Raw genomic sequence first — 14135 nt, 5'->3', positions numbered from 1 at the left:
ATGCGTATCGCATTCATCGGTCTGGGCAACATGGGCGCCCCCATGGCCCGCAACCTGATCAAGGCCGGGCACACACTGAACCTGTTCGACCTCAACAAAACCGTGCTGGCCGAGCTTGCCGAGCTGGGCGGCCAGGTCAGCATCTCGCCGAAGGACGCCGCTGCCCGCAGCGAGCTGGTGATCACCATGCTGCCGGCCGCTGCCCACGTGCGCTCGGTGTACCTGAACGAGGACGACGGTGTGCTCGCCGGCATCAAGCCCGGCACACCGACGTTGGACTGCAGCACCATCGATCCGCAGACCGCCCGCGACGTGTCCAAGGCCGCGGCGGCCAAGGGCATCGACATGGGCGACGCGCCGGTGTCGGGGGGCACCGGTGGTGCTGCGGCGGGGACCTTGACCTTCATGGTCGGCGCCAGCCCCGAGCTGTTCGCCACGCTCAAGCCGGTGCTCGAACAGATGGGCCGCGACATCGTGCACTGCGGTGCAGTGGGCACTGGGCAGATTGCCAAGATCTGCAACAACCTGCTGCTGGGCATCTCCATGATCGGCGTGTCCGAAGCCATGGCCCTGGGCAATGCGCTGGGCATCGACACCCAGGTGCTGGCCGGGATCATCAACAGCTCCACCGGCCGTTGCTGGAGCTCCGATACCTACAACCCTTGGCCCGGTGTGATCGACACCGCGCCGGCTGCACGCGGCTACACCGGTGGCTTTGGTGCCGAACTGATGCTCAAGGACCTGGGCCTGGCCACCGAGGCCGCGCGCCAGGCGCACCAGCCGGTGATTCTCGGTGCAGTCGCGCAGCAGTTGTACCAAGCCATGAGCTTGCGCGGCGAGGGCGGCAAGGACTTCTCGGCGATCGTCGAGGGCTATCGGAAGAAGGACGACTGAGCTGAACGCACAAAGGCCTTGCGTCGCGATGGGCCGCTTGGCGGCCCTTCAGGCGTCAGGCGAACACGAAGTACTTGCGCACGGTCTCCACCACTTCCCAGGTGCCCTTCATGCCGGGCTCGATGACGAACACGTCACCGCCCTTCAGGTGCTTGGGCTCTTCGCCCTCCGGGGTGATGATGCAATAGCCTTCGAGGAAGTGGCAGAACTCCCACTTGTCGTAGTTCACCTCGAACTTGCCGGGCGTGCAGATCCAGGTGCCCATGATCTTGCTGCCGTCGGCCGACAGGTAGGCGTTGAGGTTGACGGTGTGCGGATCGCCGCCGATGCGTTTCCACTTGGTCGCGTTGACGACCGGCGTCGGGCAGGTTTCGCGCAGGACAGTGATGAAGTCGGACATGGCAGAGCTCCTGATGACGGGCTGAATGACCCGTCACCATAGGGGCTGAACGGTGGCTGCGGTTGCCTGGGCTCGACCTTCATGTGTCTGGATGCGCTGTTCGACTCGCTTCGGTCAGGCCCACCAGTAGCGAACGAAGTGGAAGAACACTGGGGCGGCGAAGCACACCGAGTCCATGCGGTCGAGCATGCCACCGTGGCCTTCGATCATGTGGCCCCAGTCCTTCACCCCACGGTCGCGCTTGATCGCCGACATCACCAGGCCGCCGAAGAAACCCATGGCGTTGACCGTCAACGCCATCAGCGCCGCCTGCCAGAAGTTGAACGGCGTGATCCAGCACAGCAGCGCCCCCACCAAGGTGGCCAGGGCCACGCCGCCGGCCAGGCCTTCGACGGTCTTGGAGGGCGACAGGTTGGGCGCCACCTTGCGCTTGCCGAACAGCTTGCCGCACACGTACTGCAGCACGTCGCTGATCTGCACCACCAGGATCAGCCAGGCGATCAGCAACAGGTTGCGGCCCTCGTAGCCCGGAATGTCCAGGGTCATCAGCGCGGGTACCGACGACACGCAGTACACCGCGATCATCAGCCCCCACTGCACTTTCGAGGCGCGTTCCAGGAAGCGCGTGGTGTCGCCGCCGAAGCTGGCCAGGATCGGCAGCAGCAGGAACAGGTAGACCGGAATGAAGATGCTGAACAGCCCGTACCAGTCCATGCCGATCAGCAGGTATTGCACCGGCAAGGCCACATAGAAGGCTGCCGCCAGCGCCGGGTAATCGCTGCGCCGGGTCGGAGTGAGGGTCATGAATTCGCGCAGCGCGTAGAACGACACGCAGTAGAACAGCACGATCACGCCGTACTTGCCGAACACGAAGGCCAGGCCGATCACCAGCACCATCACCCACCAGGCGTTGATGCGGGCGTTGAGGTTGTCGATCACCGCATGCGGGCCGGGGCCGGCGCGCCATTTCAGCAGGCGACCGATCAGGCTGGCGAGCAGCAGCAGGGCGCCGATGCCGATGAACAGGGACAGGGTGTTGTCTTCCATTTCAGGCTTCCTTCGGGGCCAGGTGCAGCAGGGCCTGCCGGGCCCGCTCGAGAAACGCCTGCTTGTCTTCATCAGGCTGTACGTGCAACGGCTCGCCGAAGCTCAGGGTGCACAGCAACGGCAGCGGCAGGGCGCGGCCTTTGGGCATCACGCGGTTGAGGTTGGCGATCCACACCGGCACCACTTCGATCTGCGGCTGGGCCGAGGCCAGGTGGAACAACCCGCTCTTGAACGGCAGCAGCGGCTCGTCACCCAGATTGCGCGTGCCTTCGGGGAAGAAGATCAGCGAGTCGCCCTGGGCCAGGGCGTCGAGCACCGGTTGCAGCGGATTACTCTGGGCATCGCTGCGCTGGCGGTCGATGAGCACACCGTTGAACACTTTGCGGATGATGAAATCGCGCAGGCCGGGCTGGCACCAGTAATCGGCGCCGGCTACCGGCCGCGTGCGCCGCCGTAGCGGCTCGGGCAACGAGGCCCAGAGCAGGACGAAGTCGCCATGGCTGCTGTGGTTGGCGAAATACAGGCGTTGTATCGGCTGTGGCGTGCAGCCGAGCCAGAGGGCGCGCGCCCCGGTGATCAGGCGCGCGGCGCAGGTGATGGCAAAAGCGGTGAGGGCTGGAAGCATGGTGCGGTTCATCCCGTGAAAGGCAGCGTCAGCAGGGTCGTCAAGGCCAGCAGCAGTTGCAGTGCCAGGCACAGCGCCTGGCGCCGCAGCAGCGCCAGGGCGCCTTGGCTGCGGGCTGGCCAGTGGCGCGGGTCGTCGGCACTGGCCTTGAGTTTGAGGTCGAACAGCGCCCGGTCCAGCGCGCCGGTGTCTTCGTCGAGCTGGGGGCTGCTGGCCAGGCGAGTGAACAGCTCGGCGTCCAGGGCCACGCGCAGCGCCCAGCATTTGTGGGCAAGGCCGAGGATCAGCAGCAGTGCGCACAGTGCACTGGCCAGCGCAGGCAGGTGCAGGCCGAGCAGGGGCGTGAGGCCGTAGCCGATGGCCAACAACGTGAGGCCATCGGACAGGCGCTCCAGTTGTCGGCCGCGGCCAAGCAGGGCGGCAACCAGGTGCAGGTCCATCAACGCACCTCCTTGTGCCGCAGGGCTTGGCGATGGCCTGGGTGCAGCACCACGCCGGGGCGCGCCTTACGGATCAGGGCTTGGGCCGCCTCGATATCGGCGCAGCGGCCGGTGTGGATCAGCCAGGCAGCCACGGCACTGGCGCTGCGTGAGTAGCCCAAGGCGCAGCAGACCAGGACGCTGCCGTGCTGGCGCAGGCGTTCGATGGCCTCGGCGGCTTGATTCAGCAGCGCGGGGCTGGGGGCAATGAGGTCAAGGGTGGGCAGGTTGAGGTAGGCCGGCTGTTCCTGCTGCATCGCGGGTAAATCGCAGCGGCAGGGCAACTCGGCGCTCAGGTCCAGCACGCCGGCAAATGAAGTCGCCTGACCCCGACCAGGTATCCGCCCCAGGTAGACCCCGTCACACACTTCATCGGCGTGAGGGTGTCGCCAGGTCCACAGGCGCGAGTTGATCCAGGCGCCGATCAGGTACGGTGCCAGCAGCCAGGTTGCCGCCGTCGACAGGCGTCCGGTGGCATCCTTCTGGAAGCCACCGGCACCGAACAGCACGTAGTTCAGCGCCACCATCAGCAACGCCAGCGCCGGCCACAGCAGGCCTAGCCACAGCCCGCCGAGCGACACGCCCAGCCAGGCACACAGCCCGGCGCCGAGGCCGTAGCGCAGGCCCAGTCGCCAGCGTTTCGGCTCGCGCGCAAGCCTCGCCGCGTGCAGGGGCGGCGGCCCTCGATGGGGCCACAACCAGACGCACAACAGGCCGACCAACGCGCCGCTGGGCAGGTCGATGAAATGATGCTGCCAGGTGGTCAGCACCGACACCCCGATCAGCGCCATCCAGCCGTGCACCAGCCCACGCAGCAGTGGGCGCCGGGTGTGGCGGGCGAACATCGTCCAGATGATCACCAGCAGCGCGATATGCAGCGACGGCGCCTGGTTGAACGGTTTGTCGAAGCCCATCAGCACGTCGAACAGCCAGCCGAACAGGCCGCCCAGCTCCGGTCGCTCGAAGGTGAAGCGCAGCGGCCACAGCAGGAAACAACTGACGTTGAGCAGTTGCGCCGTCAGCAGCGCCAGGGCATGCCGATCCATTTCCCGGCGATTGCGCGGCAGCAGGAAGGACAGCCCGTACAGCAGGTCGATCGACCAATAGGGAATGATGGTCCAGGGCCACAGCGGCATATGCCGTTCCCAGTCGAACACCAGGCTGCCGACGTCGTCGCGCGTTGCCGTGTAGTTGTTGGCCAGGCCATAGCTGAGGAAGAACAGCGGCCCCAGCAGCAACAGCCACAGCACCCCGCGCCGGATCAAACCGGCCTCGCGGGCCATCAACGTACCCGCTGGGCCAGGCTGACGCTGAAGATGCCCCAGGGGTCGATGCGCTGGGTGATCTTGCGAAAGCCTGCCGCCTCCACCAGTTGGTCCATTTCCGCCTGGCTACGCCGGCGCATCACCCAGGCTTCGCCACCCCGGTGGCTGGTCAGGGCGCGGGCGATCATCTCCAGTTGCGGGTGCCAGGGTTGGCCGGTGTAGACCAGGTAACCGCCGTCTTCCACGGCGTCGGCCAGACCGGCCAGGGAGTTGCCCACCCACTGATTGCTGGCGAACAGTTCGTAGAGGCCGGAGACCACGGCCAGCGTTGGGCGCGGGTCGAGGCTGGCCAGGCTCTGGCGGTCGAAGGCGTCGCCTTGGACGAAGCGCGCAATCTCGCCGAGGCCTTTTTCCTGGATCAGGGCAGTGCCCTGTTGCACGTTCAGCTCGCTGTAGTCGCGCAGCAGGATCGAGTCCGGCCGGTGTGTCTGCAAGGCGTCGAGAATGTAGCGGCCGTGACCGGCGGCGATATCGACGATGTGCACCGCGCGGCCTTGTTCGCGCAGCCGCTCGATGGCCAGGCGCAGCAGTTCCTCGACGTGCAGCTTGCGCTGGCGAATGCCGCGCCAGCCGATGGCGTCGAGGTAGTTGCGGTCGATCAGGCGACCCAGCCGACCCTTGCCGCTGGCCTGGTCGCGGTAGACGTAGTCCAGCGTGCTGCCCGAGTCGAAGCCGGTGTCGAAACCCAGCTTGACGCCATCGGACAAGCCTTTGACCAGGCGCAGCCCAGCGCGGTAGCTGCGCCAGTACAGCGCGCGCGGCGAGTGGCGTGGCAGCGGGGCAGCCAGTGCCTCGGCTTCGGCGCAACTGGCGCCGGTCCTGTCGGCGTCGAGCAGCGAGGGCGGCGCCAGCGGCGCGTCGAAGCAATGGGCGATGAAGCGCTCGATGCGCGCCAGGGCGTGGGCGCGATCACGCTCGCCGAGGGTGTCATGGAAGAAACCGGGCAACACGTGCAGCTCCTTGCGCGCGCTGCCGAGGCGCTCGAAGAAGCGCTCCTGCGGCGCGCGTTCGACCACGAAGTCCGCACCGGACACCAGCAGTTGAGTCGGCACCTGGATCGCCTGGGCATCGGCCACCACACGTTCGGCGGCTTCGTACAGGCCCAGCAGCACGGTCACCGAAATCGGTCGGCTGATCAGTGGGTCGGCGGCATAGGAGGCGACCCGGTCGGGATCGTGGGTCAGCAGTTGCGGTTTGACGTAGCTGTTGACGAAGAAATTGCCACGCACGGCCTTGAGCAGCTTCAGGCCGGGGCGAGCGAAGGGCACGTAGAGCTTGACCTTGAACGCCGGCGAGGCGAGCACCAGGCAGCGCACCTTGGGGGCGTAGTCGTGGGCCCAGGTGGCGACCAGCACCGCGCCGACGCTTTGCGCCAGTACCACCATGTCGGCCTCGGCGATGCCATGCCGGGACTGGATATGCTCGATGAAAGTCTGCACGTCGCGCACGCTGGTGGCGAAGCTCGGACTGTCGCCTCGCGCGCCGGGTGACAGACCATGGCCGCGGGCGTCCCAGGCGAAGAGGTCGTAGCCCGGCAGGTTCAGTTCGTCGGCCAGGTGCGCCAGGCGCGCACCGTGCTCGTGGCCGCGGTGGAACATCACCAGCGCCCGGCGTGGCTGGTACGCGTTGCGGGTGGCCGGCCAGTGCCGGTAGTGCAGTTCGACGCCATCGTGGGTCGGGAAGTGCAGCGATTGCGCTTGGCGCATGGCGAAAGTCCTTGTCCTGCGGCAGTGGAATCAGCGGGTTTCGGCCAGCCCGTGGCGCACCCGGTTGTAGAGGGTATAGAGCGACAGCGCGAGGATGACCAGCAGCAGGCCGTTGATCCAGCTCGCCGGCAGCAGGCCGAAGGCGACGCCGGTGCCCAGCACGCCGAACGCGAAGGCCCGATCGCTCTTGCCCATCGGTCCGTCGTAGCGCCGCGAAGCCCCGACCAGAGGACCCATCACGCCGGCGTATTCACTGACGATGGCCAGGATCACCACCAGCACCACGAGCACCGGCCAGACGCCGGTCAGCAGCGCGAAGGGCAGGTACAGCGCGGCGTCGGCGATCACGTCGCAGAGTTCGTTGAGGTAGCCGCCGAGGGTCGACTGCTGGCCGAATTCCCGGGCCAGCATGCCGTCTACGGCATTGAGCGCCATGCGCAGCAGCATCCACACCGGCAGCAGAATGAACAACCCGGTGACGTCGGGCAGGGCGGCCAGCAACAGCCCGAGCAGCACCGACACCAGTGCCGCGAAGACGGTCACTTGGTTGGCGGTCACCCCGCGATCATGCAGACGCTGCACCGTAGGGCGCAGCAGGGCCTGGAAGCGAGGTTTGAGCTGGTAGATGGATGGCACGGGGGACTCCCTATCCGGGTGCAGATAGGAGCCGATTGTGGGTAAAGAGTTCGCGGGGCGGCAAGCGCTAAGTAGCGGTCCTGTGAACCAGGCAGTGTCTGGAGTCTGCATACCCGTGCCTGGCGCTGATCAGCGCCGCGCTAAGTCAGGGCTGAGCACGTCGACGTGCTGGATATCGAAGTCGCGCTCCAGGAAGTCCATGCGTCGTTCGAAGAAGCTCGTCATGTGCGCCAATGCGCAGTGGGCGTCGAACGCGGCCTGGTCGGCCCACACTTCGTAGAACACGAAGAGGCTGGGATCTTCCTTGTCTCGCAGCATGTGGTATTCGATGCAGCCCGGTTCCTGGCGACTGGGCTCGACATAGGCGCGGAACAACGCCTCGAAGGCCGCTGCCTGTTCCGGGCGGGTCTTGGCTTTGAGAATGAAGGCGACCGGTTCGTTCATGGGTGGGATCCTCAGGAAAGATGAAGTGCGATGGTATGGCAGTAATCGGTGCGTGATTCGTGACTGTCAGGCAAAAGCCTTTTGCCGCTGACCGACTTTTTACAGCTTGCGTGACGGCCTAACCTGCCGCCATCCCAAATCTTGCGACGAGATCCTCCCATGAAAAATATCCTCTTGCTCAATGGCGGCAAGCACTTCGCCCATTCCGACGGCCGCCTGAACACCACCTTGCACGAAGCCGCCATGGCCTACCTGGACCACGCGGGCTTCGACGTGCAGCAGACCTTCATCGACGGCGGCTACGCTATCGAGGCAGAGGTGCGCAAATTCCTCTGGGCCGACGTGGTGATCTACCAGATGCCGGGTTGGTGGATGGGCGCGCCCTGGACGGTGAAGCAATACATCGATGAGGTGTTCACCGCAGGCCATGGTCGTCTGTACGCCAACGATGGCCGGACCCGCACCGACGCTTCGCAGAAGTACGGCAGCGGCGGATTGCTCATGGGCAAGCGCTACATGATCTCGGCCACCTGGAACGCGCCGCAGCAGGCCTTCGACGACCCGACCGATTTCTTCGAAGGCAAAGGTGTGGACGCGGTGTATTTCGCGTTCCACAAGGCCAACCAGTTCCTCGGCATGACGGGCCTGCCCAGCTTCGTGGCCACCGACGTGATGAAACGTCCGGATGTGCCAGCGGCGGTGGCCGCATACGAGGCGCACTTGGGCGCGCTGTTCGACAAGGCCGAGTGATGGCTGCGCTGTTTTCGTCCGCTGCCGGGGAGTGATGGCCTGGGCGCGTGCTTGCACGGTGAGCGATCAACCGCTATCAATCACTCCTTCCTCCCGCCAAGGCGCACGCGTGAAAACTCGATCCGAAGAACTTCAGGCATTCGTGGCCGTCATCGATTGCGGATCGATATCCGCTGCTGCCGAGCAGATGGGCCAGACGCCCTCGGCCATGAGTCGGACCTTGTCGCGTCTGGAGGCCAAGCTGGGCACCACCTTGGTCAACCGCACTACCCGGCGCATGGACCTCACCGAGGAAGGCCGCTTCTTCCTCGAACGCGCGCGGCAGATTCTCGCGCAGATGGACGATCTGGAAGAGCGCCTGTCGATCAACCGTCAGACACCGACCGGCCGCCTGCGCATCAATGCCGCTGCACCGTTCATGCTCCACGCGATCTTGCCGTGGATCGGCGAGTTCCGCCGCCAGTACCCCGGCATCGAGCTCGAACTCAACAGCGACGACTTGATCATCGACCTGCTCGAGCACAGCACCGATGTCGCCATCCGCATCGGCGAGCTGGCCGACTCCAGCCTGCACGCCCGTTCGCTGGGGTGCAGCCCGCTGCTGATCCTGGCCAGCCCGCAGTACCTGGAGCGCCATGGCACGCCACGCGCGGTCGAGGACCTGAGCCAGCATGGGCTGCTCGGATTCAGCGCGCCGGAAAGTCTCAACCACTGGCCCCTGCGTCACGCCCAGGGCGACCGCTGGGCGATCCGTCCGGCGCTGCTGGCCTCCAGCGGCGAAACCCTGCGTCAGTTGGCGTTGGCGGGTGAGGGGATCGTGTGCCTGTCGCACTTCATGACCCATGACGACATCCGCACGGGCCGTCTGCAGGTGCTGCTGGCCGAGGCCAGCAGTGGCTATCGCCAGCCGATTCATGCGGTCTATTACCGCAACACGCAACTGGCGCTGCGTATTCAATGCTTCCTGGATTTCATCCAGGCCAAGCTGTCGACGTACGCCTGCTGAGTTGTCTGAACGCGACACGGTTGCCCAAAGACGTCCACCTCAGCGTTTGCCGTTTGCCTGAACCCGATGCCTGCGCCTTAAATGGAGGTTCGACAAGAACGACTAAGGAAGCGTCATGCGTATCGTCATGTTCCAGTCCCTGGCCCTCGGGGCCGCGATCCTGAGCTGTTCCTCGGCCTATGCCGTGACCCTCGAAGGCGGCGCGGTCGCCGCGCCCGATCAGTACGGCGCCCAGGTCGCCGCCGATATTCTCAAGAAGGGCGGCAACGCGGTGGACGCCGCCGTCGCCACCGCGTTCACCCTGGCGGTCACCTACCCGGAAGCCGGGAACATCGGTGGCGGCGGTTTCATGACCCTGTTCGTCGACGGCAAGCCGTATTTCCTCGACTACCGCGAAGTGGCGCCGAAGGCCGCGACCAAGACCATGTACCTGAACGACAAAGGCGAGGTGATCGAAAACCTCAGCCTGGTCGGTGCTCGCGCCGCTGGTGTGCCAGGCACGGTCATGGGCCTGTGGGAGGCGCACCAGAAGTTCGGCAAGCTGCCGTGGAGCGAGCTGCTCACGCCGGCCATCGGCTATGCGCAGAACGGCTTCAAGATCGCCCAGAAGCAGTACCAGTACCGCGATGACGCCCAAGGCTTGTTCAAGACCGCGACCAACTTCAACGACTACTTCGGCAGCATGAAAGTGGGCGAGCTGTTCAAGCAGCCGGAACTGGCCCAGACCCTCGAGCGCATCGCCGACAAGGGCGTGAGCGAGTTCTATCAGGGCAAGACCGCCGACCTGCTGGTGGCGCAGATGCAGGCCGACAAGGGCCTGATCACCAAGGACGATCTGAAGGACTACAAGGCGCTGTGGCGCGATCCGATCGCCATCGAGTGGCGCGGCAACGTGGTCTACACGGCGCCGCCACCGAGCTCCGGTGGTGTCGCGCTAGGCCAACTGCTGGGCATCAAGGAGGACCGTGCGGCGGACTTCAAAGGCGTGGCGCACAACTCGGCGAAGTACATTCACCTGCTGTCCGAGATCGAGAAACGGGTATTCGCCGACCGCGCCGATTACCTGGGCGATCCGGCCTTCACCCAGGTGCCGGTCAAGCAACTGATGGCCGAGGACTACCTGGCCAAGCGCGCCGCGCAGGTCAATCCGACGGCCATCTCCGCCACCGACCAGGTCAAGCCGGGCCTGGAGCCGCACCAGACCACGCACTTCTCCATCGTCGACCGCCAGGGCAATGCGGTGAGCAACACCTATACCCTCAACCTCGACTATGGCAGTGGCGTGGTGGTCAAAGGCGCGGGTTTTCTGCTCAACGACGAAATGGACGACTTCAGCGCCAAGCCGGGGGCGGCCAATGTGTTCGGCGTGGTCGGCGGTGACGCCAACGCCATCGCACCGGGCAAGCGCATGCTTTCATCCATGAGCCCGAGCCTGATCACGCGTGACGGCAAGGTCACCCTGGTGCTGGGGACGCCGGGTGGTTCACGGATCTTCACCTCGATCTTCCAGGTGATGAACAACCTGTACGACTACGGCATGCCATTGGAAAAAGCCGTCGCCGCGCAGCGTGTGCACCACCAGTTGCTGCCCAAGGACACGATTTACTTCGACAGCTATGCACCGCTCACCGGCCCGGTGGCCGACGAACTGAAGAAGATGGGCTATGTTCTGGAGGACCAGGGCTGGGAGATGGGCGACGTGCAGGCGATCCGCGTGACCGGGCAGACGTTGGAGACTGCGTCCGATCCGCGTGGGCGTGGGGTGGGCATGGTCGTCAAGTGATCGGCTGAGCGCCGCCCCTCAAGGGGCGGCGTCAGTCCTGTACAGCGTCAGACGCGGAAATGGCTGACCAGCGTCTGCAACTGCCCGCCCAAGCGCGCCAGTTCCACGGTGGACGCCGCGGTCTCGTCGCTGGCGGCGGCGGTTTGTTCCGACACGTCGCGCACGTTGAGGATGCTGCGGCTGATCTCCTCAGCCACTGCACTTTGCTGTTCGGCCGCTGCGGCGATCTGCTGGTTCATCGACTGGATGCCCGACACCGTGCTGGTGATGCTCGCCAGTGAATCGCCCGCTTTGCGCGCCAGGTCCACGCTGCTGTCGGTCAAGGTCTGGCTGCCGAGCATGGCGTTGGCCACCTGCTGGGTGCCGTTCTGCAAGCTGGCGATGAGTTCTTCGATTTCCTCGGTGGACTTCTGCGTGCGCTGGGCCAGGCCGCGCACCTCATCGGCGACCACCGCGAAACCGCGTCCGGCTTCGCCGGCTCGGGCCGCTTCGATGGCGGCGTTGAGGGCCAGCAGGTTGGTCTGCTCGGCCACCGACTTGATCACGTCCATGACGCTGCCGATCTTCTGGCTTTCCTGTTGCAGCAGGTTCATCGCGTCAGTGGAGCGGTGCACTTCGCTGGCCAGGCGTTCGATCTGGCTGATCGCCTCGCCCACCACCTTGTCGCCAGCACGGGCCTGGTCGTCGGCCTGGGTCGCGGCATGCGAGGCCTGCTCGGCGTTGCGCGCCACCTCCTGCACCGTGGCCGCCATTTCATGCATGGCAGTGGCCACCTGGTCGGTTTCGACCTTCTGGCTATTGGCGCCGGCGCTGGTCTGTTCGGTCACGGCCGACAGTTCTTCGGCCGCGCTGGCGATCTGGGTCACGCCGTCGCGAATGCCGCCGATCAGCTCGCGCAAGGTCGTGCCCATGCGTGCGATGCCTTGCTGCAGCACGCCGAGTTCGTCGCGGCGGGTGACCTGCAGGTTCTGCGTCAAGTCGCCGCCGGCAATGCGCTCCACCACCTCGAGGGTTTCGCGTAGAGGACGGGTGATCTGACGGGTGATGATCACGGCAGCCAGCACGCCGAACAGCAGGGCCAGCAAGGTGGCGCCGATCTGCAGGGTACGGGCATCGCCGCTTTCGATGTCGCGGCGCTCGAGCTGGATCTTGTACAGCTCGTCGCTGACCTTGACGATGTCGGCGCCTTGCACGGTCATTTCCTGGCGGGCCACGGCGATCTGCGCGGTGGCATCGCGCAGTTGGCGAACGGCTTCGCCATAACCGCGCACGGCGGTCTCGAACGGCTGGATGCCTGCGGCATCGCCTGTCAGTTGGCGCTTGAGGCCGTCGATTTCGCCGAGGGTCTGCTCGAGTTGAGTCAGCATCGCTTGCTCGGTGGCTGCGCTGGAAGCGGCGATGTAATCGCGCATGGTCAGTCGCAACTGCGTGAGTTGCTGACGCGCCTTGCTGATCGCCAGGTACTGCTGCAAACGGCCGGCGTCGCTTTCGTCGCGATTGAGCACGGTCTGGCTCAGGGCCTCGATCGCCTGCACGGCGCTGGCCGCGTTCTGGTCGAGAGTCTGCCGGGCCGCGGCGGTGACCTTGTAGCCGGCGCGCATCTTGTCGAGCGAGACGCGATAGTCGGCGATGGTCTTGCCCAGCTCGCGCAGCAGCTTGACGTTCTCAGGGCTCTTGAAGGTGTTTTCCAGGCGCTGCTGCTGGGCGGTGAAGGTGTCGAGCTTGGCCAGGGTGGTGGCGGCAGCGGCGTCGTCGCCATTGGCGATCATGTACTGCAGGCGCGCCACGCGCAGGTTGGTGAGGTCGATGTTGAGCCGGGTGATGTCGCTCATCCAGTTGCTGCGGTTGATCATGCTGCCCAGGCTGCTCCAACTGGCCAGGGCCAGCAGGCCGGTCAACAACAGGACAAGGCCGAAGCCCAGTCCGAGTTTGAGATTCACGCTCTTATCGGCAAACCATCTGTTCATGCACGCTCTCCAGAAAATGTGTGTTGCAAGGATTCACGTCGCTGGGCGTTGTTGTTTTAGAGGGCCAGCTTTGGATCCAGGGGTTATCGGCAGCAAGCGCTGTCGCTGAAACGTTTTTCAGCGGAAAAATGCCCCATTGGTCGTATTGCGATCTGGAGAAGCGAAGAAACGCCCCGAAGGGCGTTACAGATTACGGGTATTGAAGGTGTCGCAGCGGGTCAGGTCGCCGCTGCCGAAGCCGGTCTTGAACCAGCGCACGCGTTGCGCCGAGGTGCCGTGGGTGAAGGAGTCCGGGACCACGCGGCCTTGGCCCTGCTGCTGCAGGCGGTCGTCGCCGATGGCGTTGGCGGCGTTCAGGGCTTCTTCCACGTCACCGGGTTCCAGCCAGTTCAGGCGCTTCTGTGCCTGGTAGGCCCAGACACCGGCCAGGCAGTCGGCCTGCAGCTCCTGGCGTACCAGCAGACCGTTGTCGCCCTCCATGCGTTGGCCGCTGCGACGGGCGGCATCGACCTTGGCCGAGACGCCGAGCAAGGTCTGCACATGGTGGCCGATCTCGTGGGCGATCACGTAGGCCTGGGCGAAGTCGCCAGCGGCGGCGAAGCGGGTTTCCATTTCGCGGAAGAACGACATGTCCAGGTACACGCGCTGGTCGGCTGGGCAGTAGAACGGTCCGACCGCCGAAGACGCGAAGCCGCACGCCGAATTGACCTGACCGCTGAACAGCACCAGCTTGGGATCGCGGTACTGCTTGCCGGCCTGGGCGAACAGGGCCTTCCAGGTGTCTTCGGTGTCACCGAGGATCGAGGCGACGAACTGCGCCTGTTCGTCATTGGCCGGCGGCGCTTTGCTGGCCGTGGTGCCTGGTGCAGCCTGCTGTTGCTGCTGCATCTGGCCGGAGAGCTGGCCGAGCAACTGCAACGGGTCCTGGCCGGTCAGCCAGCCGATGCCGACGATCAACAGCACCGCGCCAAGGCCCAGGCCTTTACCTCCTCCGAAGCGCATACCGCCGCCCCCGCCTGAGCCGCGTGCGTCGACCACGTTGTCGCTGCGTCGGCCTTTTCGCCAGTCCATAG

The 14135-nt window shown here is 65.4% G+C and carries 14 protein-coding genes; 4 read left to right on the top strand and 10 right to left on the bottom strand.

Going from position 1 to position 14135, the window contains the following annotated elements:
* Entirely contained in the window at positions 1-894 is an 894-nt protein-coding gene (gene mmsB / locus GKC70_RS20570) for a 3-hydroxyisobutyrate dehydrogenase (protein WP_342649756.1), read from the top strand.
* Positions 895-949: 55 nt separating this feature from the next.
* On the opposite strand, the gene GKC70_RS20565 is transcribed toward mmsB, so the two are convergent.
* From GKC70_RS20565 to GKC70_RS20530, 8 genes are all read right to left on the bottom strand, one after another.
* Positions 950-1294 (bottom strand): cupin domain-containing protein, encoded by a 345-nt coding sequence (locus tag GKC70_RS20565; protein WP_029613387.1) that lies wholly within the window; start codon positions 1292-1294, stop codon positions 950-952.
* A gap of 114 nt (positions 1295-1408) precedes the next feature.
* Positions 1409-2341 (bottom strand): phosphatidate cytidylyltransferase, encoded by a 933-nt coding sequence (locus tag GKC70_RS20560; RefSeq protein WP_039575048.1) that lies wholly within the window; start codon positions 2339-2341, stop codon positions 1409-1411.
* Position 2342: 1 nt separating this feature from the next.
* Entirely contained in the window at positions 2343-2966 is a 624-nt protein-coding gene (locus tag GKC70_RS20555; RefSeq protein WP_342649755.1) for a lysophospholipid acyltransferase family protein, read from the bottom strand.
* An 8-nt stretch (positions 2967-2974) separates the two neighbouring features.
* Positions 2975-3406, bottom strand: a complete 432-nt coding sequence (locus tag GKC70_RS20550) for a hypothetical protein (protein WP_342649754.1) — start codon at positions 3404-3406, stop codon at positions 2975-2977.
* Entirely contained in the window at positions 3406-4728 is a 1323-nt protein-coding gene (locus tag GKC70_RS20545) for a phosphatase PAP2/dual specificity phosphatase family protein (protein ID WP_342649753.1), read from the bottom strand. The genes GKC70_RS20550 and GKC70_RS20545 overlap by 1 nt, the downstream gene beginning before the upstream one ends.
* Positions 4728-6476 carry a bifunctional alpha/beta hydrolase/class I SAM-dependent methyltransferase gene (locus GKC70_RS20540; protein ID WP_342649752.1) on the bottom strand — a complete coding sequence of 583 codons (1749 nt, stop codon included), beginning with the start codon at positions 6474-6476 and terminating at the stop codon, positions 4728-4730. Before GKC70_RS20540 ends, GKC70_RS20545 begins: the two co-directional genes overlap by 1 nt.
* Positions 6477-6506: 30 nt before the next feature.
* Positions 6507-7112 (bottom strand): CDP-alcohol phosphatidyltransferase family protein, encoded by a 606-nt coding sequence (locus GKC70_RS20535; protein WP_116887539.1) that lies wholly within the window; start codon positions 7110-7112, stop codon positions 6507-6509.
* A gap of 129 nt (positions 7113-7241) precedes the next feature.
* Positions 7242-7556 (bottom strand): putative quinol monooxygenase, encoded by a 315-nt coding sequence (locus tag GKC70_RS20530; protein WP_029613384.1) that lies wholly within the window; start codon positions 7554-7556, stop codon positions 7242-7244.
* Between the two features lie 159 nt (positions 7557-7715).
* On the opposite strand from GKC70_RS20530, the gene GKC70_RS20525 reads away from it, so the two are divergent.
* From GKC70_RS20525 to ggt, 3 genes are all read left to right on the top strand, one after another.
* Entirely contained in the window at positions 7716-8306 is a 591-nt protein-coding gene (locus tag GKC70_RS20525) for an NAD(P)H-dependent oxidoreductase (protein ID WP_342649751.1), read from the top strand.
* Positions 8307-8415: 109 nt separating this feature from the next.
* Complete coding sequence (locus tag GKC70_RS20520; protein ID WP_342649750.1) at positions 8416-9312, top strand: LysR family transcriptional regulator; 897 nt, start codon at positions 8416-8418, stop codon at positions 9310-9312.
* 115 nt (positions 9313-9427) lie between these two features.
* Complete coding sequence (ggt, locus tag GKC70_RS20515) at positions 9428-11095, top strand: gamma-glutamyltransferase (RefSeq protein WP_342649749.1); 1668 nt, start codon at positions 9428-9430, stop codon at positions 11093-11095.
* Between the two features lie 47 nt (positions 11096-11142).
* On the opposite strand, the gene GKC70_RS20510 is transcribed toward ggt, so the two are convergent.
* Positions 11143-13062, bottom strand: coding sequence for a methyl-accepting chemotaxis protein (locus tag GKC70_RS20510; protein ID WP_342649748.1), 1920 nt, complete (start codon positions 13060-13062; stop codon positions 11143-11145).
* A gap of 183 nt (positions 13063-13245) precedes the next feature.
* Entirely contained in the window at positions 13246-14133 is an 888-nt protein-coding gene (locus GKC70_RS20505; protein WP_342649747.1) for a neutral zinc metallopeptidase, read from the bottom strand.
* Positions 14134-14135: the final 2 nt, after the last annotated feature.

The organism is Pseudomonas sp. REB1044, assembly GCF_038813925.1.
Lineage (GTDB): Bacteria > Pseudomonadota > Gammaproteobacteria > Pseudomonadales > Pseudomonadaceae > Aquipseudomonas > Aquipseudomonas boreofloridensis.
This window is presented reverse-complemented; position numbering and strand designations above follow the sequence as displayed.